Annotated in this window: 18 protein-coding genes; 9 read left to right on the forward strand and 9 right to left on the reverse strand. The window is 42.1% G+C overall.

Annotation, left to right across the window (positions count from 1 at the left end; translation table 11 throughout):
- Positions 1-3: 3 nt before the first annotated feature.
- Positions 4-351, reverse strand: a complete 348-nt coding sequence (locus GSQ19_RS03610; RefSeq protein WP_010996037.1) for a slr0373 family blue light stress response protein — start codon at positions 349-351, stop codon at positions 4-6.
- A gap of 192 nt (positions 352-543) precedes the next feature.
- On the opposite strand from GSQ19_RS03610, the gene GSQ19_RS03615 reads away from it, so the two are divergent.
- A complete protein-coding gene (locus tag GSQ19_RS03615) occupies positions 544-1,119 on the forward strand; it encodes a hypothetical protein (protein ID WP_011321428.1) in 576 nt (191 codons plus the stop codon).
- Between the two features lie 156 nt (positions 1,120-1,275).
- Here GSQ19_RS03615 and GSQ19_RS03620 read toward each other — a convergent pair whose 3' ends face one another.
- The 3 genes from GSQ19_RS03620 to GSQ19_RS03630 all read right to left on the reverse strand — a co-directional run bounded on the left by GSQ19_RS03620 (position 1,276) and on the right by GSQ19_RS03630 (position 5,702).
- Positions 1,276-2,931: an IS5-like element ISAva5 family transposase gene (locus tag GSQ19_RS03620; RefSeq protein ID WP_041455935.1), complete on the reverse strand. Its 1,656-nt coding sequence runs from the start codon at positions 2,929-2,931 to the stop codon at positions 1,276-1,278.
- A 187-nt stretch (positions 2,932-3,118) separates the two neighbouring features.
- Positions 3,119-4,675, reverse strand: a complete 1,557-nt coding sequence (locus GSQ19_RS03625) for a metallophosphoesterase family protein (protein WP_011321429.1) — start codon at positions 4,673-4,675, stop codon at positions 3,119-3,121.
- A 55-nt stretch (positions 4,676-4,730) separates the two neighbouring features.
- A complete protein-coding gene (locus GSQ19_RS03630; protein ID WP_011321430.1) occupies positions 4,731-5,702 on the reverse strand; it encodes a YegS/Rv2252/BmrU family lipid kinase in 972 nt (323 codons plus the stop codon).
- Positions 5,703-5,951: 249 nt separating this feature from the next.
- Here GSQ19_RS03630 and GSQ19_RS03635 point away from each other — a divergent pair, with 249 nt between their 5' ends.
- The 3 genes from GSQ19_RS03635 (at position 5,952) to glgA (ending at position 9,083) form a co-directional block, all read left to right on the forward strand.
- Positions 5,952-6,359, forward strand: coding sequence for a lysozyme inhibitor LprI family protein (locus GSQ19_RS03635; RefSeq protein ID WP_011321431.1), 408 nt, complete (start codon positions 5,952-5,954; stop codon positions 6,357-6,359).
- A gap of 213 nt (positions 6,360-6,572) precedes the next feature.
- Positions 6,573-7,544 (forward strand): hydroxymethylbilane synthase, encoded by a 972-nt coding sequence (gene hemC, locus GSQ19_RS03640; protein ID WP_041457072.1) that lies wholly within the window; start codon positions 6,573-6,575, stop codon positions 7,542-7,544.
- A 120-nt stretch (positions 7,545-7,664) separates the two neighbouring features.
- Complete coding sequence (gene glgA / locus GSQ19_RS03645) at positions 7,665-9,083, forward strand: glycogen synthase GlgA (protein ID WP_011321433.1); 1,419 nt, start codon at positions 7,665-7,667, stop codon at positions 9,081-9,083.
- Positions 9,084-9,235: 152 nt separating this feature from the next.
- Here glgA and acsF read toward each other — a convergent pair whose 3' ends face one another.
- The 3 genes from acsF to GSQ19_RS03660 form a co-directional block, all read right to left on the reverse strand.
- The gene (acsF, locus tag GSQ19_RS03650; protein ID WP_011321434.1) at positions 9,236-10,312 is read right to left on the reverse strand and encodes a magnesium-protoporphyrin IX monomethyl ester (oxidative) cyclase; all 1,077 of its coding nucleotides are present in this window, start codon (positions 10,310-10,312) and stop codon (positions 9,236-9,238) included.
- 204 nt (positions 10,313-10,516) lie between these two features.
- A complete protein-coding gene (locus GSQ19_RS03655; protein WP_011321435.1) occupies positions 10,517-11,161 on the reverse strand; it encodes a CAP domain-containing protein in 645 nt (214 codons plus the stop codon).
- Between the two features lie 229 nt (positions 11,162-11,390).
- On the reverse strand, positions 11,391-12,092 hold the full coding sequence (locus GSQ19_RS03660; protein WP_011321436.1) for a CAP domain-containing protein: 702 nt from the start codon (positions 12,090-12,092) through the stop codon (positions 11,391-11,393).
- Between the two features lie 326 nt (positions 12,093-12,418).
- Here GSQ19_RS03660 and GSQ19_RS03665 point away from each other — a divergent pair, with 326 nt between their 5' ends.
- Positions 12,419-16,006, forward strand: a complete 3,588-nt coding sequence (locus tag GSQ19_RS03665) for a response regulator (protein WP_011321437.1) — start codon at positions 12,419-12,421, stop codon at positions 16,004-16,006.
- Between the two features lie 103 nt (positions 16,007-16,109).
- On the opposite strand, the gene GSQ19_RS03670 is transcribed toward GSQ19_RS03665, so the two are convergent.
- Complete coding sequence (locus GSQ19_RS03670) at positions 16,110-16,793, reverse strand: SDR family oxidoreductase (protein WP_011321438.1); 684 nt, start codon at positions 16,791-16,793, stop codon at positions 16,110-16,112.
- Positions 16,794-17,255: 462 nt separating this feature from the next.
- Between GSQ19_RS03670 and GSQ19_RS03675 the strand changes: the two genes are divergently transcribed.
- The 3 genes from GSQ19_RS03675 to GSQ19_RS03685 are packed head-to-tail and all read left to right on the forward strand — an operon-like array spanning position 17,256 to position 20,705.
- Positions 17,256-18,086, forward strand: coding sequence for a CheR family methyltransferase (locus GSQ19_RS03675; RefSeq protein WP_011321439.1), 831 nt, complete (start codon positions 17,256-17,258; stop codon positions 18,084-18,086).
- Positions 18,086-18,658 (forward strand): chemotaxis protein CheB, encoded by a 573-nt coding sequence (locus GSQ19_RS03680; RefSeq protein WP_011321440.1) that lies wholly within the window; start codon positions 18,086-18,088, stop codon positions 18,656-18,658. Before GSQ19_RS03675 ends, GSQ19_RS03680 begins: the two co-directional genes overlap by 1 nt.
- 4 nt (positions 18,659-18,662) lie before the next feature.
- Positions 18,663-20,705, forward strand: coding sequence for a hybrid sensor histidine kinase/response regulator (locus tag GSQ19_RS03685; protein ID WP_011321441.1), 2,043 nt, complete (start codon positions 18,663-18,665; stop codon positions 20,703-20,705).
- Between the two features lie 51 nt (positions 20,706-20,756).
- Here GSQ19_RS03685 and trmB read toward each other — a convergent pair whose 3' ends face one another.
- Positions 20,757-21,404 (reverse strand): tRNA (guanosine(46)-N7)-methyltransferase TrmB, encoded by a 648-nt coding sequence (gene trmB / locus GSQ19_RS03690; protein ID WP_011321442.1) that lies wholly within the window; start codon positions 21,402-21,404, stop codon positions 20,757-20,759.
- Between the two features lie 433 nt (positions 21,405-21,837).
- On the opposite strand from trmB, the gene GSQ19_RS03695 reads away from it, so the two are divergent.
- Positions 21,838-22,959, forward strand: coding sequence for a site-2 protease family protein (locus GSQ19_RS03695; RefSeq protein WP_011321443.1), 1,122 nt, complete (start codon positions 21,838-21,840; stop codon positions 22,957-22,959).
- The last annotated feature ends 378 nt before the right edge of the window (positions 22,960-23,337 follow it).

Raw genomic sequence — 23,337 nt, forward strand, 5'->3', positions numbered from 1 at the left:
TATCTAGCAAGGAACCAATTCTTCCTCACCCTTGGGATGGGTTTCTGCTTCAGCCATTTCATCAATGGGAAGATGGTCTTGACCAATTAGTCCTGGTTGGTTTCCTAAAGCCACCAGTTCCCCATCACGTAATACTACTGAACTTTCACAATTAGGACATGAATAAACTTTGTGAGTTCGTCCGTAAGCAGCCGCCTCTAATTCGTCAACTAAGTCGGAGTTAGTTAGGTAGAAATCAAGGGCGCGTTCAGCAAGTTCAGACATCGGTTCGGAATCAATGGCCGAACGAATCTTCAGCTTTTTGTGCAGTTCTGGCGATAGATATAACGTAACCTTTTGCTTAGTTTGCATATAACTTTTCGATGGCCTTACCCGGGTATGTATATAACGGTATCGACTACTGTCTTGGTTGTCAAGACGGTAAAACGCTTTGACGGCTATTTTGTTACCTTTGTTTACATTTGGTCTTGGTTCGTTACAAAGATCATGACTAATTTAAGTTATTTAAAAGACTAAACTATAATTAGCTCCCAATTGAGACAAATGACTAAAGCTATCTTGAAAATCCTATATATACAAAGATTTCCAGTTTTAGAAAAATGTGGAATTATGTCTACATTAGTAGTAAAAACTTTGAGATTAATAAAGGCTTTTTATACCAAAATTACTTGTATTGGCACAGCGATCGCTTTGTTGTTGATTTTGTACGGTTGCTTTGCCCCGGCCTTCAACATCACAGATATCACCTGGAGAACTTACAAAAATACCCGCTATGGCTTTGAGTTTCCCTATCCCAGTAACTGGAATGCTTTAGCAACACCGACAAACGCCGATGGTGTTGTTTTCGTATCACCCAAAAGCAACTCAGTAGAAATTCGAGCCTGGGCGAGTAATCAAGTAATAGAATCTCCAACCTCAGAGAAATATAACTTTCAAACAACTCAAGGTTTAACTGGAATATTAGGGATAGAAGCGAGTAATTCTGTTAGTTCAATGACGCTAACACTGACGCAAAACCAAGTTAAGTATAGCTGGCAAGGACGAAGCCCCAGTCAAGAATTTCCCAATTACTATCCCCTATTTTATTACATAGCCCAGCAGTATCGGATTTCTCAGTAAAAGGGATTGGGGATTAATTTTCCTGTTTGCTTTCATTAACTAACGTCGTGTGCAACTTTCTCTCAGACCTAACCCCCAACCCCTTCCCTTGTAGGATACTGTTGGCGAATTGATAGAGGGCAAAACCAATCATCACAAAATAGAAAATCAGGAATACTATGAGGCAGTGGGAGCAATTCGAGCAAAGTGAGAAACGCGAGTCTGACTGCGTGGGACATGTTGCCACCAATCCCACATCCGACTGAAGTTGATAGCAGCAGCAGTAATGACATGCTGCAAGAGAGTTTTGGCAAGACCAATGTAGCGACAACGGCGTAATTGGTAGCGACCAGTAGCTTGGGAAATCAAGCCTTCAACGCCAGCACGTTGGTGATAAATTTGTTGAAAAGATTCAGTTTTTTGGCGAATGCGAGCATCATGTAATGCAAGATGTAGTTCCTGTGGTTTGAGGGTCAGAAGACGCGGTAGTTTTTTGGAGCGAGTGCATTTTGAGCGACTTGAACAAAGCGAACAATCGGATTTGTCAAATTGTATTTTGACTACTGGATTGTCATGGCTATCGACAGTTGTACGCCAGGACTTACTTTGTTTACCCATTGGGCAATCAACACGCATCAAATCCCAATGAATAGTGAAGCAATTTTGCTCAAAGCCGGATTGTGCTGTTGCTTGCCAACTAGTTCCGGGGGGAACTTTTCCTACTAAATCAACATGAAAATGGGATTGACTATCGACTAAGTTTTGAGCATTGACATAGCCAGTATCGACAACATGTTCTTGTGGCAAAAGATTGTTCTGGTTTAAACGAGAATGAATTACTGGTGTCATCTCAACATCCGCACTTGTGGCCACGGACGTTTCCACATTGATAATTAAGTTTGGCAGTATGGGGTGACAAATTTCTGTCAGATGCAGATTATAACCAGTCCAGTTGATTTCTCGCTTGCTGGAATTGCGTGCATCAACATCGTAAGGAGATTCAATCTGTAGTCTATTTGGTGGTAAGTTATCTTGTTCTCGCCAATAGACTTGTTGCAATTGAATATAGTATTGTTGCACCCAAACTATACGTAATGTTTCCACTGATGGAATCTGCCACAGCCAATTACAAGTTGAGTCTGCATACAAAGCGGATAGCAAATGATGACCATCCTCACCAATTTTTCGCCTCAATTTCTCACGTTCGGCTTTTGATTTGGGCAAGCGGTATTGCTCAAATCTCAGGGAGTAACGTTCAAACCAATCAACGTCAACTCTCGATTTGAGCCAATCAGGGGCAAAATAAGCCAAGTCATTTAAGGTATGACGTAAAGTTTCTCCCACTAATTCCAAACGATTTAACTGTCGTACTGCGGCTAATACGTGAGTTGAATCAGTTCTGACACGGCCGCGATTTTTGAGCCAACCTAGTTCTTGGAAACGAGCTAGCATTTGGTTGAGTAACTCTCGCTCTCGTCCTGCTTTGATTAATCGCTGACGAAATTCTGAAAGTACTGAATAATCAAACCCTGGGTCATTTAATTCCAACGATAGTGCGTATTTCCAATCAATATGACCCCTCACTGCATCCGCCGCTTGTCTATCCGTTAAACCTTCGATAAATTGCATTACTGTCACTAATGCCAGTTGTCCTGCTGATATTCCACTTTGACCACAATCTGCGCGGTAAAGTTTGACAAAATCCTCATCCTTATATAACACTCCTATTTCATCCCGCATCTTCATATATATGTTCCCTTTGGGAAATGAATTCCGGGCTACTTGCGCTGTTGTTTCAGGAATCTGCGACATATCACGCGGGTGCAGGGTCATAATCTTTGTAGATGCTACGCTCAATATACTTATTCTCTTTTTTCCACTGTTCCAAACTCTTGAGGGGCTTAACCCCTCAATAATTCGCCAACAGTATCCTTGTAGGGAAGGGGAGTAATAATTAAAACCTCTGTCCTTGCAGGGGAGAGGTTGGGAGAGGGGTTTTAAGAATAAGTCGCACATCGCGTTAACTAATAACCAAAGGCGGAAGCTCATAATTGTGCCAGTGACGCTGATACCATTCGGCGACTAAAGGACGGATGATAAATTTTGGTTGCTCATCGCCTGTCACATCAATACGCAAACAAGAATAGGGACGGTGTTTTTGGGAACCGTGACCATTGCGACCAACGAAGAGATGCGATCGCGCTATTAATTTACCATCTTCTGTTAAATCTGCGCCTTCTTGACGCTGGCGGCGTAGGCTATAGCCACTCCCACCGCAGACAATCCAGTGCATATTTGCATCACCATGTCCGGTCTCGAAGGTTTGCATATATTCTAAACAATGGGCGTGACCGTTCAATACTAAATTTACTAGGGGACGACCTTGATTGATGTCACCTATCTCTTGCGCCACTGCATCCAATACGTTCCGTAGGCGACTGCGAATTGCTAAGGTCTGGGATTGTAGCCATTTGGTCGCCTCGGTGACATAGGGAGGATGATGGAAATAAATTACCCTTCCCCGCACTGCTGGATTTTTCCACGATGCAATTAATCTCTGCTTAAGCCAGTCTAGTTGTTCGGTGTCAGTCTGCGCTGGTTGAGAATCAGTAGTTAATTGCTTATCGATATCAACAATAATTTCCTCAATTTGGGACACATTCGAGTGCAGATCATCTAAATGTTCCGCTTCGTCGGGGTTATCCGGGTTCAATTTTGCGGAAGTTTCAATCATCTGCATCTTCTCGCGCTCTAACGCGTCCCTGCGTTGAGTGAGAATTGTGCGATCGCTTTCACCTTCTCTGGTGGCTGGTAAAGGTTCTGGATCGTTAAATGTATTAGAATCTAAGGCGAAAAAATCTATCCCACTATAACGAAAAGTGTAATAACGATTTGGGAGACGAGTAAAATTTCCTGGTTGGTAAGCAAGACAACGCCCTGTGTCGGTTTTAGCGGTGTAATGTTTATCTAAATGACGAGGTAAATCACCTGGTAGTTGTAACCCTTTGAGATAATCGAGGAAGGCCTTGGCATAAGCTTCACCAGTACCCGAACCACGGAAACCAACATCAATATCTAGACGCGATCGCAATAAATAGCGAATCGGCCAGGTGGAAACAGACAATAAACTCAATAAAACAGGTAACTCATAATAATCGTGATTTCCCGGTACAGGAAGAATCGGTAACTTAAAAACCATCTTGTCGTAAGCAATCTGTCGGGGATTTTCTCCCCCAACAATCAACTCACGATAGGGTTGGATAAAATTTGGCTTGTAGTATTCACTAGACCCCACCAGATAAATGACATCGCCAGTATGCAGGAGAAAACCACAGTCCTGATGATGGGGTAACATTAATTCCGCTACTTGACGCTGGGGATTGTGTCCCCGATGTTTCCCGGAACCACTATCACCAACCACTAAAAAAGAGAATTCCCCATCTCCCCTTTTGCCATCCTCAATTTCTAACCGAGTTTGGTCAATATTCTGTTCCAGTATTAACGGGTCTTGCCATCGTACCCGTTGCTGCATCTTGCGGATTTTTTTAGGTATTGGTGGATCAGAGACTAGTTTCAATACTACTAACTCCTAAATATTTAACAATGTTTAAAACCCTTACACCCCTATACCCCTAATCCTCTGCTGGTTCTTTCAGTTCAATAGTCAAATTTGGCAATCCCTCTAGCTTCTCCACTAGCTCCTCTTCTGGTGCTGACGGAACAAAAATCTTTAAGGCTGCTGGTAAACACTTAATATCAACTGGAGTTTTACCTACCACCTCACCATCAATGACTACCTTTTGTGGTGGGTCTGCGGTGATTTTAAACTGTTTTGCTCGTAGATAACCGATATCATCACGTTCGGCAGCATTTCCAGAAGAAGCAGACTGAAACAGATGATAAGTAGCGGCGATCGCTCCAGCTTTGCTATTAGGCGCTACGATTGTCAAATCTAGTAAGCCATCATCATAAATAATGCCAGCCGGCCCCTGAGCTAAAACGGAAGTAGGAGGCGCAGCATTAGCCACTGTGACGGCTGAGGCGCTAGTTTTGATGATTTTGTCTTCGGTTTCGATTTCTACATCAAAACTCTCTAATTCTCTCAACTCTTGAAAGCCTGCCAGCACATAGGCCATAATCCCAAAGCGTTTTTTGGCTTCTCTATCTGCCCTTTCCACAGTTTCCGCCTCAAAACCAATGCCTGTCAACAATATCATCGGCAGGTCATTACAATAGGCTACGTCTACATTGCGAGTTACTCCCTGCAAAATTGTCCGACAAGCGGCATCAATTGTATCAGGGATTCCCAACGCAACCGCAAAAGCATTGGCTGTACCTCGTGAAATAATTCCCAAGGGAATATCAGTCCCAGCTACAGCCACAGCCGCAGCAGATAATGTACCATCTCCCCCTGAAGCAATAATTGTCTCTACTCCCCGTTCTACGGCTTCCTGCGCCAGTTTATCTGCGCCGAGTTCCTCTGTTGTCAGGTAAATATCCAGAGCCATTTCTGGTTCTAGGATGGCTCGAATTGCTGCTAAATCAACTTCTGGATCACCCTGACCAGCAACTGGGTTAAAAATAAGACAAGCGGAACGATTCATATTAAATAGTAGATCAGTTGCGATGGCACTGCGCCCAGCGTATCTATTCGCCGAAGCTCCAATTTATTCCTAGCATTATTGGGTAATTATGGCTTCTCTCTTGCGGTAGGTTAATGTTTCTTATCTGGTACTTTGCCCGTAAAACTCTAGTTTGAGGGTGTAGGGGTATAAGGGTATAAGGGATTTCCCACAAAACAATTATCCTACGATATTTCTCCCATTGTTCTCAGCCTCTTACCCTCTCTCATCATGAAACCACCCATTCCCCAATTTCTCATCTCCATTCTCGCTTGCAGTACTTTACTTTCTTCCACGGTGGCGAATGCCAAATCAATGCTTCTAGCCCAAAATCTCAATTGCGATAATGCTCAAACTCAACTCGAAATTAATCAATGTTCAAAACAGTCCTATCAAAATGCTGATAAAAAATTAAACCAAGCTTACAAACAACTTTTACCAAAGTTACAACGTTCTAGAAAACAAAAGTTAATTGCTGCACAGCAGGCGTGGATTAAGTTTCGTGATAGTAGCTGTGAGTTTGAATCCAGTCAGTATGAAGGGGGAAGTATTGCCCCTAGCGTTTATTTGAATTGCTTAGAAAAGCTGACACAACAGCGTACTCAAGAATTACAAGAATACCTGCAACCAGACCTTTAACAACTCCATCGACACAGGGGTGGGGTATTAAATCAGAGCAAAAGCAACTGACAATAGAAATAAGAAAATGTTGAGTAATTCTAAATAATGTAAAAGAGTGTAAAGAAAGGCCAAAATAAACTTAATTTGCATCAAGGGAAACCAATCAGGGAGTCACCCACTGCGGTAGTCTAGATGAGAGTGAAATTATCGCCTGGTTTGACATATTGTTTTATGACTTCAGTTGTTTCCAGTGCTAGACGCACAATCCGTATAGGTTCTCGTAAAAGTCAACTCGCTCTAGTTCAGACATACTGGGTTAGAGAGCAATTACAAAACAGTTTCCCTGATATCAATTTTGAAGTCCACACCATGTCTACCCAAGGCGACAAAATCCTTGATGTAGCACTAGCCAAAATCGGTGATAAAGGACTATTCACCAAAGAACTAGAAGTGGGGATGATCAATGAGGAGATTGATTTTGCTGTTCATTCCCTCAAAGATTTGCCGACTAACTTACCAGAAGGGTTAGCACTAGCCGCCATTACAGAACGGGAAAACCCCGCCGATGCACTAGTAGTGCATGAAAATTTTAAGGATAAGCAAATTGATACCTTACCAGCAGGCGCGGTAATTGGGACATCTTCTTTGCGACGCTTGGCGCAGTTACGCAACCAATTTCCCCACTTGACATTTAAAGATGTACGGGGAAATTTGAATACACGGTTAGCTAAACTTGATGCAGGCGAGTATGACGGTCTAATTTTAGCGGCTGCTGGGTTACAACGCTTAGGTATGGGCGATCGCATCCACCAAGTCCTCCCCAAAGAAGTTTCGCTCCACGCCGTTGGTCAAGGCGCTCTAGGGATTGAATGCCGTGCTAATGATGCGGAATTAATCACTATACTCAAAGCCATTGAACACCCCCAAACACGCGATCGCTGTCTTGCTGAACGCTCCTTTTTACGCAGTTTAGAGGGCGGTTGTCAAGTACCCATCGGTGTAAATACAGAAATCAATGGTGATGAATTAATCCTCACAGGTGTGGTTGCCAGTGTAGACGGTCAAAACTTAGTGAAAGACACCGTTTCGGGTGATGCTAGTGATGCCGAAGCGATCGGTATAAGATTAGCCGAACTCCTCCGGGAACAAGGAGCGCAAGAGATTTTAAATACAATCTTTGCAGAGATCCAACGTGGTTCTTAATCGATTGGTCAACTATATATGTTTAGATAAGTAATCAGTAGTCAGTGAACAGTGAACAATTAAGAACTGATAACTGATACTGATAACTGTATAGGCAGAATCAGGGAAACAAAAAATACCATGCGGATTCTATTTGTGGCAGCAGAAGCAGCACCCATCGCAAAAGTAGGAGGGATGGGTGATGTTGTCGGTGCATTACCTAAGGTCTTGAGAAAAATGGGGCATGATGTGCGTATCTTCTTGCCCTATTACGGCTTTTTGCCAGACAAAATGGAAATTCCCAAAGATCCAATCTGGAAGGGATACGCCATGTTTCAGGACTTTACAGTTCACGAAGCAGTTCTGCCTGGTACTGATGTTCCCTTGTATTTATTTGGACATCCAGCCTTCAACCCCCGGCGAATTTATTCGGGAGATGATGAAGACTGGCGGTTCACCTTGTTTTCCAATGGTGCGGCGGAATTTTGTTGGAATTACTGGAAACCAGAAATTATTCACTGTCACGATTGGCACACAGGCATGATTCCTGTGTGGATGAACCAATCACCAGATATCACCACAGTCTTCACTATCCACAACCTAGCTTACCAAGGGCCTTGGCGTTGGTATCTAGATAAAATTACTTGGTGTCCTTGGTATATGCAGGGACACAACACAATGGCGGCGGCTGTCCAGTTTGCTGACAGAGTAAATACCGTTTCTCCTACATACGCCGAGCAAATCAAGACCCCGGCTTACGGTGAGAAAATAGAAGGCTTGCTGTCTTTCATCAGTGGTAAATTATCTGGGATTGTTAACGGTATAGATACGGAAGTTTATGACCCAGCTAATGATAAATTTATTGCTCAAACTTTTACTGCTGATACTTTAGATAAACGCAAAGCCAACAAAATTGCTTTACAAGAAGAAGTAGGGTTAGAAGTTAACAGCAATGCCTTTTTAATTGGCATGGTGACAAGGTTAGTCGAGCAGAAGGGTTTAGATTTAGTCATCCAAATGCTCGATCGCTTTATGGCTTATACTGATGCTCAGTTCGTCTTGTTAGGAACAGGCGATCGCTACTACGAAACTCAAATGTGGCAATTAGCATCCCGCTACCCCGGACGTATGGCCACCTATCTCCTATACAATGATGCCCTATCCCGCCGCATCTACGCCGGTTCTGATGCCTTTTTAATGCCCAGCCGCTTTGAACCATGCGGTATTAGCCAGATGATGGCTTTACGCTACGGTTCCATCCCCATCGTTCGCCGCACTGGGGGTTTAGTTGACACCGTATCCCACCACGACCCCGTAAACGAAGCCGGTACAGGCTACTGCTTTGACCGCTACGAACCCCTAGACTTATTCACCTGCATGATTCGCGCCTGGGAAGGCTTCCGCTACAAACCCCAATGGCAAGAACTACAAAAGCGTGGTATGAGTCAAGACTTCAGCTGGTACAAATCCGCTAAGGAATACGACAGACTCTATCGCTCAATATACGGTTTGCCAGAAGCAGAAGAGACACAGCCAGAGTTAATTCTGGCAAATCAGTAGTTTTGAGGGTGTAAGGGTGTAATACCAATTCAAAATTCAAAATTAGGACAGTCAGATTTGGCCTGAGTTTTAAGTTTTGGATGTGTTACTTGATTTTGGAGAATTGGTATAAGGGTGTGAGGGTTTTTAACTCTTACACCCCTACACCCCTATTAAAGAACTGTACCGCGTGTTGCTTCCGTATCAATTGGTTTAATCAGGAAAAGCCGCAGCATATTCCAGAAAATAGCCGTGGCGGGTGGTATTCTCTGGAAGAATTTGACGAAATTGGGCAGTTTGTTATTTTTAATGGCTGCTAATTTCATGTTATTTTCCCAACACTGCTCTAACCGCCAGAAAAATAGCGGGTGATTAGTATTCAAGATGAGAGGGAATGCTCTGGCTGAGGTGTTATTTGTCTCTTGAATGACTCTGTTGTTGTATTTTCTGGGATGAATCCCGATAGATTCGTAAAATGATGCCCGTTCAAATACAGTCATGGTATGAGTAACAAACACAGTCAATAGAAAAAACCGCACCCACAACCGTGCTTTCCAATTTTTCCATAGTTGAGGTTGCGATCGCAGTAGTGCCTTAAAGAAATCACCATGTCGGTTTTCATCCTGACACCAGCTTTCAAACTTGCGGAATAATGGATAAAACTGGTATTCGGGATGCTCCTGCATATGTTGATGCACCAAAATATAGCGCCAGTAACCAATTTTTTCCGATAGGTAGACTGTGTAAATCACCCACTCTGGCGGAAAAAAGGTATATGTACGATTTTTGGTTAAATAATTTAAGTCGAGGGAAAGGTTTAAATCCGACATGGATTTATTCAAAAATCCCGCATGGCGAGCCTCATCCCGTGCCATAAATTCAAAAGCTTCCGCTAACAGAGGATTACGGGACTTAATGCGGCGTGATAATTCCTTGAATAACAGAAATCCCGAAAACTCTGAGGTGCAAGAACGCTCTAAAAAGTCAATAAAGGCGCGGCGCTTCTCTCCAGTAATATGATCCCAAGATTGTTTAAATTCCTCATCACGCACAAAGTGATGGCGGTTGTAGTCAGCGCGTAGTTCTTCAACAACTGCGCGAATCTCAGCCTCATTGGCGGAAATGTCTAAATTCGCCACCGCATCGAAGTCAGTGGTATAAAACCGAGGTGTTAGTAATGTTTCCTGCACAGGCGCTTTAACACCTGGCTTCAGCGTTTGAGGCTCTGGAGTTGTCAGCGAATTAACCATGAGACTCCTTTATATAGCTAAATATCTCTACAGTTATATAAGCATATAATAAATGCCAAACGCATCAGTTTAATTTTTGAAAACAAAAGCAACATTAAATAGCAGGGAAGCAAAAATTAAGCTAGTGCGCGTCTAAATAGCATAGCTACTAATCAGAGTTGTTGACTGTTGACTGTTAACAGATGGATTGTGCAACAGAATAGCTTATTGGTCTGTATAACCGCCTGCATAGGTAATCACACATATTTGTCTGTAACTGGCGTGAATCCCAAAGGCTACGCCTGTAATTTTAAATGCAGGGTTAAATATATTGGTGCGATGACCGCGTGACGGTACACCATCATCAATAATTAACTGCATGATAATATCTTGGGCGGTGTTGGAACCGTAGCTAATGTTTTCGCCTGCGGTGACTAGCCAATTACCATAGCGGTTTAGTCTAGTGAAAGGATCGCTGCTATCGCTGCCATAATGTCCTGTAGCACCTGTTTTCCCTTGGTCTTTGACGTGATCTCTTGCAGCCGAAGACATACCCACAGATACGCTTAATGTTCCCACAGGATGGATTGACTTGAGAAAAGCGATCGCCTCATCTACGGCTTTTACCCCTTCCTGAGTTTGCAAATAAACGTAATTAGCCAACTTAACTTTGTTCCCCTGAAAGCGCTGGCGGTAACTTTGCAAAATTGGTAAGTATGCTTGGGGATTTGTCCGTACTTTATTCATCTCCTCTACCACTCGTTGTTCTAGGGGTGAGAGAGTAGATTTTGGTGGTGAGATTTCCCAGCTTTTTTGTGATGCTTCGGGAACAGACTTCCAAAATTGCAATTTATTCTTCAGTAATTTCATAACTGGGGAGCTAATCAACAAGATATATAGCGATTCTCGTTGGTATGCAATACATTGTGACCTCTCTCCAAACCTCTCTCCTACAAGGAGAGAGGCTTTGATTCTCACTCCCCTTCCCTTGTAGGGAAGGGGTTGGGGGTTAGGTCTGTATTTGACTCAACTGCAAATCGCTATATTTAGCTCCACAATTTGAGTAAAATTTTTCGCAAAGTCTCTAGTTTCTATTCCCTTATTTTTCCAAAAACCCACCTGCATAAGTAATCACACATATCGTCCTATAAACTTTATGATCACCGTAAGCAACACCCGCGACCTTAAAAGCACCATTAAAAATATTAGTACGATGACCGCGTGATGGTACGCCATCATCAATAATCAATTGCATAACGATATCTTGAGCAGTATTTGGGCCGTAGCTGATATTCTCCGCCGCCGTGGTTTGCCATTTTCCATAGCGATTAATGCGAGTGAAGGGGGTACTACCATCGCTACCATTATGACCAGTTACACCTTTTGGGCCTTGGTCTTTCGTATGGTCTCTAGCACCTAAAGACATTCCCTTCGATGCTCTTAATTTTCCCACAGGACGGGCTGACTTGAGAAAAGCGATCGCCTCATTTACCGGCTTGACTCCTTCTTGGGTAACAAGATAAGTATTACTAGAAATTCTCACCCGATTACCTTGGAAACGTTTTCTATAATTTTCTATTATAGGTACATATGATCTAGGATTTGTCCGCACTTTGTTCATTTCTTCAATCACCTGCTGTTCTAATGGTGAAAGATAACTTGCTGCTAACAAAGTTGGACTATCTGTTGAGACTATGGGCAAAGTAGATGGTGTCAGAAAGGGATTATAGGTTAACGCCGGGTAAGCAATAATGGTTACTAAGCTAGTCAAAATAGATATGCAAAACTGCTGATGAAGCATCAATTACCTCAAAATTTTATACTTGGATATTTAATTGACAAATAATGAAAAACAAGTGTTTGTATAAGGTTCCGATGCTTGCACTGCATAAAAACCCTGAGAATACAATTTTGTTTGTAGCATTCTTAACTAGGAAGCGTAAACGTTAATTTTACTTAACCTATAATTTTCTAGCTTTTAATTGAAAAAAATACCTTGTCTCATCTGCGATTAACAATCAATACTTTTAGTCAACCTTTTCGTTATATCTTAGTTATTAGGTAGTTGCGTGAACTGCGGATATTAATTAGTAACAGCAACCTTAGCTTGAAAATAATCCTGTAATAATGTTTAACCGTCTCAAAATTGGCTCTAAAATCGGAGCGGGATTTACTATTAGCATCACTATTCTGAGTACAATAGGTTTTGTTTCTTATCAAAGTATTCAAGAACTAATTGTTGCTTCCCATAAAGAACGACATACTTACCAAGTACTCAGGCAAATTGCCGACCTTAATGGTTTGTTATCCACAGCAGAAAGTGGGCAACGGGGTTATATTATTACTGGGGAAATACGCTATTTAGAACCTTATCAAAAAGCCACAAAGTCTTTAGATATAAGAATTAAAGAACTGCAAAAATTAACATCAGACAATCCTCAACAACATGGCTATATTTCTAGATTAGAGCCACTAATTAATGAAAGAATATCTGTGATGCAAACCGTGCTTGATTTACGACAAAATCAAGGTTTTGAAGCTGCTCAAAAATCTATACTATCAGATAGAGGCAGAGCGATAATGGCACAAATCAGGAGTATCAGTCAGCAGATGAATGCTGAAGAATTGAAATTATTAGAGCAGCGAACAGCAATGGCACAAAATGCTGCCAATAATACTCTTGCCACTATCACTTATAGCATTCCACTTGTCTCTTTCATCCTCGCTTTAATTGGGTATTTATTGACTAGACATATCTCCTTTCCATTACAGCAAATTTCTCATGCAGCAGAGAGAATGTCTAGCGGAGACTTAGCCGTTACTTTACCAAATAGCATCCGCCAAGATGAAATTGGTATCCTGACACGTACATTTAACCAAATGGTGGCTAACCTACGCATTACAACCCAAAAAAATGAGGAGCAAAATTGGCTCAAGTCTAATTTGGCTGAATTTACTCAGCTATTGCAAGGACAGCGCAACCTCGAAAGTGTGTCTAGTTTAATTTTGTCAAAACTAACGCCACTAGTAGAGTCTCAGCAAAGTGTATTTTATGTGATTGATAGAAATCATGATGAGATTATACTCAAATTAACCGGTAGCTACGCTTATAATGAGCGCCGACATTTAGCTAATTTGGTGCGATTGGGTGAGGGATTAGTAGGACAATGCGCCTTAGAAAAACAAAGGATTCTTTTAACTGAAGTTCCCAGCGATTATATCCGCATTAGTTCCGGCTTGGGAGCAGCTTTACCACTAAATATTATTGTATTACCAGTGCTGTTTGAAACAGAAGTAATCGCTGTGATTGAAATTGCTTCTTTTCGTCGTTTCAGTGAATTGCATTTGACATTTATCGACCAATTTAGCGAAGTCATTGGTGTATTCTTAAATAGTATCTATGCTAGCGCCCAAACGCAAAATCTCTTAGATGAATCTGTGGCTTTAGCCGCAGAACTGAAACAAAGCAATCAACTTCTAGAACAGCAAACACAGGATTTAGAAAATTCGGAATTACTATTAAAACAGCAGCAACAGGAGTTGCAACAATCTAATGAAGAGTTACAGCAACTGAATGAAGAACTAGAAGAGAAAGCAGAATTATTGGAAATTCAAAATAGTGAAGTTGCTCGCAAGAATCAGGAGATTGAAAAAGCGAGAAAATTCATCGAAGAAAAGGCAGAGCAATTAGCCTTATCTTCCAAATATAAATCAGAGTTCCTAGCAAATATGTCCCACGAGTTACGGACACCCCTTAATAGCCTGCTAATTCTAGCTAAACTCCTAGCAGATAATTCAAGCGGTAACTTAAGTAATAAACAGGTAGAATATAGCCAAACAATTTACTCGGCAGGAACTGATCTTTTAGAGTTAATTAATGATATTTTAGATTTAGCAAAAATTGAGTCGGGTACTTTATCAGTAGAACTAGAGCCGATAGATTTTGCTGATTTGCATGATTATATAGAACGGACTTTCCGGCAAGTCGCCCAAGATAAAGGACTAAGTTTTAGTATTGAACTTGATGAGCGATTGCCGTCAACAATATTCAGCGACCCTAAACGCTTGCAGCAAATTTTGAAAAATCTCTTAGCTAATGCTTTGAAGTTTACCGAGGAAGGAGGGGTAACTTTAAGAATTGGCTTAGATCAAATTAATACCAATCATCCTATGATTACTTTCGCCATTAGTGATACAGGTATTGGTATTCCCCAGGAGAAGCAACAAATTATTTTTGAAGCATTTCAGCAAGTAGATGGTACAACCAGCCGCAAGTATGGAGGAACAGGTTTAGGTTTATCCATCAGCCGGGAACTAACTCAAATGTTGGGTGGTAGGCTCGGATTAGTCAGTCAGCCAGGACAGGGAAGCATTTTTACCCTATATTTACCTCAAACTTATCCAGAGAATAAAACAAAAGTAATTTCACAACAGCAGACATCATCCCCCCCGCACCAGCTACCACCAGTATCTCCAGAAAATTTACAACCCATTGCTCTTACTAATACCATCGCCGATGATCGAGGGATAATTCAACCAGGCGATCGCCTGTTACTCATCATAGATGATGACGATAAATTTGCTCGAATTTTGCTAGATATGGCGAGGCAACAAGGCTTTAAAGCTATTGTTTCTTTAAACAGCAAACAAGGTTTAGCCCTAGCACAACAATATCAGCCCAATGCCATTACTCTAGATATTTATATGCCAGATATGGATGGATGGACGCTGTTAGACCGCCTCAAACATGATCCTCAAACTAGACATATTCCTGTGCATATACTTTCTGTTGATGACCGCGAACAAAGGGCGTTACAACTAGGGGCAATTACTTTTTTACAAAAACCCGTCTCTCCAGAAATACTAAATCATACGTTAACAGAAATCAAAAGCTTTATTGACCGCAAAGTAAAACGTCTTTTAGTGATAGAAGATGATCCTGTGCAAGCCCAAAGTATTATCGAACTGATTGGTAATGGTGATGTGCAGAGTATGGCTGTGAATACAGGAGCCGCAGCCTTAGAAATTTTACGATCGCAGCACTTTGATTGTATAGTTCTGGATCTTGGTTTACCTGATATGAGTGGCTTAGAACTGCTAGAGCAAATCAAACAAGAGCCTAATCTCGTGAAATTACCAATTATTGTGTACACAGGCAAAGAAATCAGCCGTCAAGAAGAAACGCAACTTAGGAGACTAGCAGAGAGTATCATTATTAAAAATGTGCGATCGCCTGAACGGTTACTAGACGAAACTTCCCTATTTTTGCATCGAGTACAAGCAAATTTACCCCAGCCACAACGCCAAATACTCGAACAATTACATCAAACCGACCCAATTTTAGCAAATCGCAAAATCTTAATTATCGATGATGACCTGCGAAATATCTTCGCCATCACCAGCTTGTTAGAAAGCTATCAAATGCAGGTATTATTTGCCGAAAATGGTAGAGACGGCATAGAACTACTACAAGCCAACTCTGATATCAACGCCGTGTTAATGGATGTGATGATGCCAGAAATGGACGGTTACGAAACCACCCGGAGTATCCGTCAACAAAAGCAATTCCGCACCTTACCCATTATTGCTTTAACCGCCAAAGCTATGCCAGGCGATCGGGAAAAGTGCATTGAAGCTGGTGCTTCCGATTACATCACCAAACCCGTAGACACCGAACAATTACTCTCATTACTAAGAGTTTGGCTGTATCGTTAGTCAGTTGTCAGTTGTCAGTTGTCATTAGTTCTTCCCCTCTGCTTCCCCTTTGCTTCCCCTGCTCCCCCTGCTTCCTTTACCCACCTGCTCCTAACCATTAATTTCAACTGGGAACAGTCAGGGGTACACCGTTATCGGTGGGTTTCAACTGGAGAATGAAGGGAGCGGCTTTTAATACCCATTGAGAAACCAGTGGGTAATTGACAGCTTCTTCTCCGAAACAAATATCTAACATATCTGTGTGAATAATCCCTGGATTGAGGGGAATAGCCGCCATCCCAGCAGGTAGTTCTTGCGCCAAAGCACGAGTTAACCCCTCAATTGCCCATTTAGAGGCACAATAGGGAGCAACCAAGGGTGAAGTAGAGCGTCCCCAGCCGGAACTCAAGTTAATGATAATGCCGTGTCGCTTCTGTACCATTGCAGGTACAAAGTGGCGAATTATATGCACAACCCCTTTGATATTGATATCAATCAATTGGGAAAAATCCGTAGAGGGAACTTCCCATAAAGGTGCTGGTTGATTAGCAATTGCCGCGTTATTAATTAATAGGTCTGGTGGTTCGTATTCCTTGAGTATAAGTTCTGCCCAAGCTTTTACCTGTGCCTCATCTGCTACATCCACGGCGGCGAAGTTGTGAGGTGAACCAAATTTGTGGCTTAATTTCTCGACTGTGACTTGGGAACGAGCGCAACCAATAATCGTATGTCCTTCTTGAATAAAACGCTCTGTCAAAGCGTAACCCAGACCTCGGCTGACACCAGTAATGAGGATGAGTTTGACCATATTTTCCTTTTGATTATTTTTGGCCAACCACAGCTGAGGCTAGCGATCGCTACCATCATAATATGTAGTTAATTTATCATCAATATACTGTTCATAATCGGCATCTTTGTGCTTAACTATAACTAAACTCCTGAAGTACGCATAAGTTTCATACTATTGACTGATAAGTAAATATTAGATACCTTCCTAGAAGTTTTCCCCCTGAATAATTCAGGGGGATCTTACTGTTTTCAGCTATTATCTTCATGAAAAAACACATAAATAAATTTTTCTTAGTGTAAATAGACAAAATTTATACTTTACCAAGTTATTAATCAAGATATTTAGGTCAATAATTATTTGGTTGGCTCAAATTCATATCTTAAAGTTTTCATTAGCCGATGAACTGTGAAACTCTCTCCAATCAATAGCTGAAAAACTCACTCTGTGAGTGTTTTCTTAATTTTTAATGTTGAATTGTTTATGATTTTGCCCAAACCCAGCTTAGAAGATATAGAAATCAAGTTGTTGTTAGAAGGTGTTTACCAATACTACGGTCATGACTTCCGCAACTATGCTGTGTCTTCGCTCAAACGCCGCATTCACAGCTTTATGCGCTTGGAGGGTGTAGATAACATTTCGGCATTGCAACAACAACTACTGCACGATCGCGCTTGCTTGGAAAGATTTTTGCTGAGTTTGACGGTAAATGTCACATCTATGTTTCGTGACCCCAGTTTCTATCTGGCTTTCAGAAATCAAGTTGTACCTATCCTCCGCACTTATCCATTTATTCGCATTTGGCACGCTGGCTGTTCTAGTGGAGAGGAAGTTTACTCAATGGCAATCCTCCTACAGGAAGAAAATCTTTACCACCGTTGCCGGATTTATGCAACCGACACTAATGAGAAAGTATTACAAAATGCCAAAAGTGGGATTTTTTCGCTCAAAATGATGCAGGAATATACTCAGCTTTACTTAAAAGCAGGTGGTAAGCGATCTTTCTCCGAATACTACACGGCGGCTTATGACCATGCGATATTTCGTGCATCATTACGAGAAAATATTATTTTTGCCCAGCATAATCTAGCTACGGATAGTTCTTTTAATGAGTTTAATGTTATATTCTGCCGGAACGTTTTAATCTACTTCAATCAGATACTGCAAAAACGTGTACACACACTTTTTTACAACAGTTTATGCAGCTTTGGCATATTGGGTTTAGGAAAGCAAGAATCTATTAGATTCACTCCTTACGAGCAGTATTATGAAGAAATAGCCAAAGGTGAGAAACTCTACCGGAGGCTAAACTAGTGTCTTATAAAATTGTAGTTATTGGCACTTCTTTAGGGGGATTATCAGCACTGCAAACTGTTCTCGGAAATTTACCTGCTGACTTCCAACTTCCAGTGGCGATTGTTCAACATCGTCATAAAGATTCTGATGGCACTCTTAGGGGAATGATCCAAGAATCTATTTTGCTGCCTGTTCGAGAGGTGGAAGATAAAGATGAAATTTTACCAGGACAAGTTTACCTAGCTCCAGCAGATTATCATTTATTGGTTGAACCCGGTTATTTTGCGCTGTCTACTGATGAGCCTGTTTCTTATGCCAGACCGTCTATTGATGTACTGTTTGAGTCAGCTGCCGATATTTATGGGGAACAAGTCATTGGTGTAATATTAACAGGGGCTAATCAGGACGGTATGCAAGGGCTGAAAAAAATCAAAGCTAAGGGGGGTATCACTGTTGTGCAGGAACCCTCCACAGCCGCCAGCGCCATCATGCCGACAGCAGCAATATCTGCCGTTACAGTAGACTGGATTGTGTCACTTGCAGAGATTTCTCCCCTACTCGTAAATCTTGGTTACTCTACACGGAAATGAACTCATGCAGCCAGAACCCAAAGTCAACATCCTCCTAGTGGATGATAAAGTGGAAAATTTACTGGCACTAGAGGCAATTTTGGAGCGTCTAGGCGCTAATTTAGTCAGGGCGACTTCTGGGGAGGAAGCTTTGCGGTGTCTGCTGCATCAAGATTTTGCAGTAATTTTGTTAGATGTACAGATGCCGGGGATGGATGGTTTTGAAACAGCCACCCTCATTCGTAATCGTGGGCGATCGCGCCAAACTCCGATTATCTTTCTCACGGCTTTCAGTACCAGTGACCAAATGCTATTCAAGGGTTATGCACTAGGGGCGGTTGATTATCTCCTCAAACCCATAGATGCAAATATTCTCACTTCTAAGGTGACAGTATTTGTTGAACTTTTTAAGAAAACTCAAGCCATCCAACGTCAAGCAGCGCAACTAGCGGCGATTAATGCCGAACTAAGACAAAGTGAAGAACGCTTCCGTTCTTTAAGTACCTGTTCACCCATAGGTATATTTGAAACCGATACCGCAGGATGTTGTAAATATACAAATCCCCGCTATCAAGCAATTTGTGGCTTGGATGCGACAGAGAGTCTAGATAAAAGATGGCTAGAATCTGTGCATCCAGAAGATCAGGAAAGAGCGATCGCTAGTTGGTCTACTTATATTGATCAAGGCGGCGACTATTCAGATGAATTCCGCTTTCAAACAGTTGATGGTAGCCTGCGATGGGTGCAAGTACGCTCCTCACCAATGCTTTCTGGGAATGGTGAACTACTTGGCCATGTCGGTACACTTGAAGATATTACCGCCCGTAAGCAATCCGAAGAAATTCGCGCTCAAGTAATCCGCGAACAAACCGCCAGACAAGAAGCAGAGGCGGCGAATCGGATGAAAGATGAATTTTTGGCTGTTCTCTCCCATGAACTCCGCACCCCCCTAACTTCCATGTTGGGCTGGTCAAAAATTCTCCGTGCCAAAAAACTAGACGAAAAAGCCACAGCCAGAGCCTTGGAAGCAATTGAACGTAATGCTAATTCACAAGTGCAATTAATAGAAGATATTTTAGATGTATCCCGGATTATTCGCGGCCAACTGCGGCTAAATTTATCTCCTGTCAACTTGACAACTGTGGTGGAAGCGGCTCTAGAAGCAGTGCGTCCTCTAGCAGATACAAAAAGTATGACCATCAACACTGCGCTTGACTACACCTTAAGTCCTGTCAGTGGTGATTCTGCCAGATTACAGCAAATTGTCTGGAATCTTCTGACTAACGCGATTAAGTTCACACCGAAAGAAGGTAAGGTGGAAATCCGATTAGAAGGGATAAGTGGTGGATTATCTGATGATTTGACTCATGCTCAAATCCAAGTTATCGATACAGGAATTGGCATTGAACGTGAATTTCTCCCTAAAGTCTTTGAGCGTTTCCGCCAAGCAGATAGTACCACCACGCGATCGCATAACGGATTAGGGCTAGGGTTGGCAATTGTTCGCCATTTAGTGGAACTGCACAAAGGTACGATTTTGGCAGAAAGTCCAGGTGTGGGCAAAGGAGCCACTTTTACTGTGAGATTTCCCCTCATCCAAGAAAATCGGGAACCTCGACCAGCACCTACAGAAAACTTTTCTGGAGATGGGGCTAACTCTTCCCCCCTTGCAGGCTTAAAAGTTCTCATTGTTGACGATGAAACCGATACTCGCAACTTCTTAGGCTTCTTATTTGAAGAGTATGGGGCGATTTCCTCCACCAGTGCATCAGTCGAGACTGCGTTAGCCGTCATCGACCAGTTAAAACCAGATATCCTGATTAGCGATATTGGTATGGCAGAACAAGATGGTTATACTCTCATCCGCAAACTACGCTCCTTACCACCAGAACAAGGTGGAGAAATTCCGGCGATCGCCTTAACTGCATATTCACGAGAAGAAGACCGCCAGCAAATTATAGAAGCTGGGTTTCAGTATCACTTATGCAAACCAATTGATCCCAACCAATTAATTTCCGTAGTAGCCAGTATTTTCCGTCTATCCCCAGCACTAAGCAAGTTAGGGTAAAATATCCCCGACTTCAACTGTCTTTAATTTTGAATTTTGAATTTTGAATTTTTAACTGATTCTCTCAAACAAAGCACGATAAACTGGTTCTCCCCGATTCTGGGTAGTGGTTTCTCTTTCTGTCGCCACTGGGAGGGGATTTTCGCTTAACCATTCTCCTGAGCCAACTTTCTTAAAGGCTGGATTGGCAGCAAAGCGATCGCACATTTCCACAGCCACAAATTCCATGTCTGATTGCAAAAATACCACGCCGCCCACTGCTAAATAATTAGCTATATCTTGAACTAATTCTGGTTGGACTACACGGCGTTTAGCGTGGCGAGTTTTAAACCAAGGGTCAGGGAATTGAATAGTTACACGTTGGAGAATCCCTGTAGGCAAAGAGGATAATAGGGGCTGTAGTGAATTATTGGCGTTGCAATATAAATAGTGGAGGTTGGATAAACCTAATTGAGAACGAAACTGATTCGCTTCTATTACCAAAGGTTCTCTAATTTCTAACCCCAGAAAATTCCAACGGGGTTCTACTTGCGCCATTTGCAATACGAATCTACCCCTAGCACAACCAATATCCAGGTGTAGCGGTTGGTGCGGACTGCTATAAACTTTTTCCCATTCCAAAGGATTGGCTGGGGTGAGATATTTTTGCGCTAGCGGGTTGACGTGCTGACGGACGCGAACAAATGGCAAAGCTGACACTCCTAAAATCACAACTTTAAATATAGCAATTAGTTAGTTGTCAGTTGTCAGTTGTTAGTTGTTAGTTGTTATGGCTGTCGCCAGTAGTGTTAGGACATCAATAGATGATCCAAGCTAGACACAAAAAGACTTTTGGCGTTGCTGAATTGAGGTATGAAAATTAAAAATTCCATTTCTCAAACTCTTACTCTTTGCGCCTCTGCGCCTCTGCGTGTTAGCGTTAGCGGGGCGTAGCCCGACAAAAGTCATCCCACTAATCAGCAACGCCAGACTTTTCACCCAATCCCCAGTCCCCTACCCCAAAAAACCACACCTAAACAGACGGACACCACTACCATGAGAAATATTAAAATTGCTTAACACTTCGTTACACTAATAACAGCGAGTGAAGACAAAAACAAAAACTCGCACTCTGCAATTCAAGGTGAACGACATGAATGGAACAATTCGCGTTGGTAATCTCTTCGGTATTCCTTTTTATATCCATCCGTCGTGGTTTTTAGTTCTGGGTTTAGTTACCTGGAGTTATGGCGGTGGACTCTCAGCAGAATTTCCCCAACTATCTGGGGTGATGGCTTTGGGACTGGGACTGATAACGGCGTTGTTATTGTTTGCTTCTGTCGTCGCTCATGAATTAGGACATAGCTTTGTCGCCATCCGTCAAGGAATTAACGTTAATTCCATCACACTATTTATCTTTGGTGGCTTGGCTAGCTTAGAAAAAGAGTCCAAAACACCAGGTGGAGCCTTTTGGGTGGCGATCGCCGGGCCTCTAGTCAGTTTATTATTGTGTGGTATCGTCACGGCAATTGGTGTGACTACGGCAGTTACAGGGCCATTGGCAGCAATTCTGGGAGTTCTGGCTTCTGTAAACTTAGCTTTGGCATTGTTTAACCTGATTCCTGGCTTACCGTTGGATGGTGGAAACGTCCTTAAAGCCATTGTTTGGAAAGTAACAGGTAATCCCTATAAAGGTGTCACTTTTGCTAGTCGTGTAGGACAAGTATTTGGTTGGGTGGCGATCGCTTCTGGTATTTTCCCCATACTATATTTTGGTAGCTTCGCCAACGTGTGGAATCTGTTAATTGGCTTCTTCTTGCTACAAAATGCTGGTAACGCAGCCCAATTTGCCAGAGTGCAAGAAAAACTCACAGGCTTAACAGCAGCCGACGCTGTAACGACCGATAGCCCTATAGTTTCTGCCCATCTTAGCCTGAGAGAATTTGCTGATGATCAAATCGTTCAAGGACAGAACTGGCGACGGTTTTTAGTTACCAACAACGCAGGACAATTGGTAGGTGCGATCGCTCTTGATGACTTGCGAAACATCCCCACTACATCCTGGACAGAAACTCAAATTCAACAGGTGATGCGGCCAATTCAATCTACCACCATCAAATCTAGTCAACCATTGTTAGAAGTAGTGCAATTACTAGAACAACAAAAATTGTCTGCCCTCCCCGTAATTCTCGACAATGGTGTACTACTAGGCATTTTAGAAAAAGCCGCTATCATCCAGCTATTGCAAAACGGAACCCAACCTAGCCCTGCATAGTTTTCTCATCGAAAAAACGCTCCTTCTCTCAAATCCCTCAGAAATTCTGAGGGATTTTTTTTAATCATTAATATTGATGTATGCAATCCATAGGGATTACCTATGGCAATTTCTTGATTTGGGTACCGGATACCACCTATTCTTGATATGAAATCCGTGTAAACTCGTCAGTAAAACCACAGAGGGACACCAAAGGTCATTGGTGTGACAACCATTTTGTGTAAATTTACTTAATGGCAACCACAACATTTCTCATTAGAAGTTGCAGAAATGACTCAATTTCAAGGCTCTAACCGAATTTTATCCCTGATTGTGGTGAAACTTGTTTAAATAATAGATTTTTTTACAAATAACTACGGTTAACCCTTACTAAAAAGA

Origin of the sequence: Trichormus variabilis 0441, assembly GCF_009856605.1 — a bacterium.
GTDB lineage: Bacteria > Cyanobacteriota > Cyanobacteriia > Cyanobacteriales > Nostocaceae > Trichormus > Trichormus variabilis.

Coding starts and splice junctions, on each gene's coding strand:
- GSQ19_RS03610 (WP_010996037.1), bottom strand. CDS start 351: ATGCAAACTAAGCAAAAGGTTACGTTATATCTATCGCCAGAACTGCAC.
- GSQ19_RS03615 (WP_011321428.1), top strand. CDS start 544: ATGACTAAAGCTATCTTGAAAATCCTATATATACAAAGATTTCCAGTT.
- GSQ19_RS03620 (WP_041455935.1), bottom strand. CDS start 2,931: ATGACCCTGCACCCGCGTGATATGTCGCAGATTCCTGAAACAACAGCG.
- GSQ19_RS03630 (WP_011321430.1), bottom strand. CDS start 5,702: ATGAATCGTTCCGCTTGTCTTATTTTTAACCCAGTTGCTGGTCAGGGT.
- GSQ19_RS03635 (WP_011321431.1), top strand. CDS start 5,952: ATGAAACCACCCATTCCCCAATTTCTCATCTCCATTCTCGCTTGCAGT.
- hemC (WP_041457072.1), top strand. CDS start 6,573: ATGACTTCAGTTGTTTCCAGTGCTAGACGCACAATCCGTATAGGTTCT.
- glgA (WP_011321433.1), top strand. CDS start 7,665: ATGCGGATTCTATTTGTGGCAGCAGAAGCAGCACCCATCGCAAAAGTA.
- acsF (WP_011321434.1), bottom strand. CDS start 10,312: ATGGTTAATTCGCTGACAACTCCAGAGCCTCAAACGCTGAAGCCAGGT.
- GSQ19_RS03655 (WP_011321435.1), bottom strand. CDS start 11,161: ATGAAATTACTGAAGAATAAATTGCAATTTTGGAAGTCTGTTCCCGAA.
- GSQ19_RS03660 (WP_011321436.1), bottom strand. CDS start 12,092: ATGCTTCATCAGCAGTTTTGCATATCTATTTTGACTAGCTTAGTAACC.
- GSQ19_RS03665 (WP_011321437.1), top strand. CDS start 12,419: ATGTTTAACCGTCTCAAAATTGGCTCTAAAATCGGAGCGGGATTTACT.
- GSQ19_RS03670 (WP_011321438.1), bottom strand. CDS start 16,793: ATGGTCAAACTCATCCTCATTACTGGTGTCAGCCGAGGTCTGGGTTAC.
- GSQ19_RS03675 (WP_011321439.1), top strand. CDS start 17,256: ATGATTTTGCCCAAACCCAGCTTAGAAGATATAGAAATCAAGTTGTTG.
- GSQ19_RS03685 (WP_011321441.1), top strand. CDS start 18,663: ATGCAGCCAGAACCCAAAGTCAACATCCTCCTAGTGGATGATAAAGTG.
- GSQ19_RS03695 (WP_011321443.1), top strand. CDS start 21,838: ATGAATGGAACAATTCGCGTTGGTAATCTCTTCGGTATTCCTTTTTAT.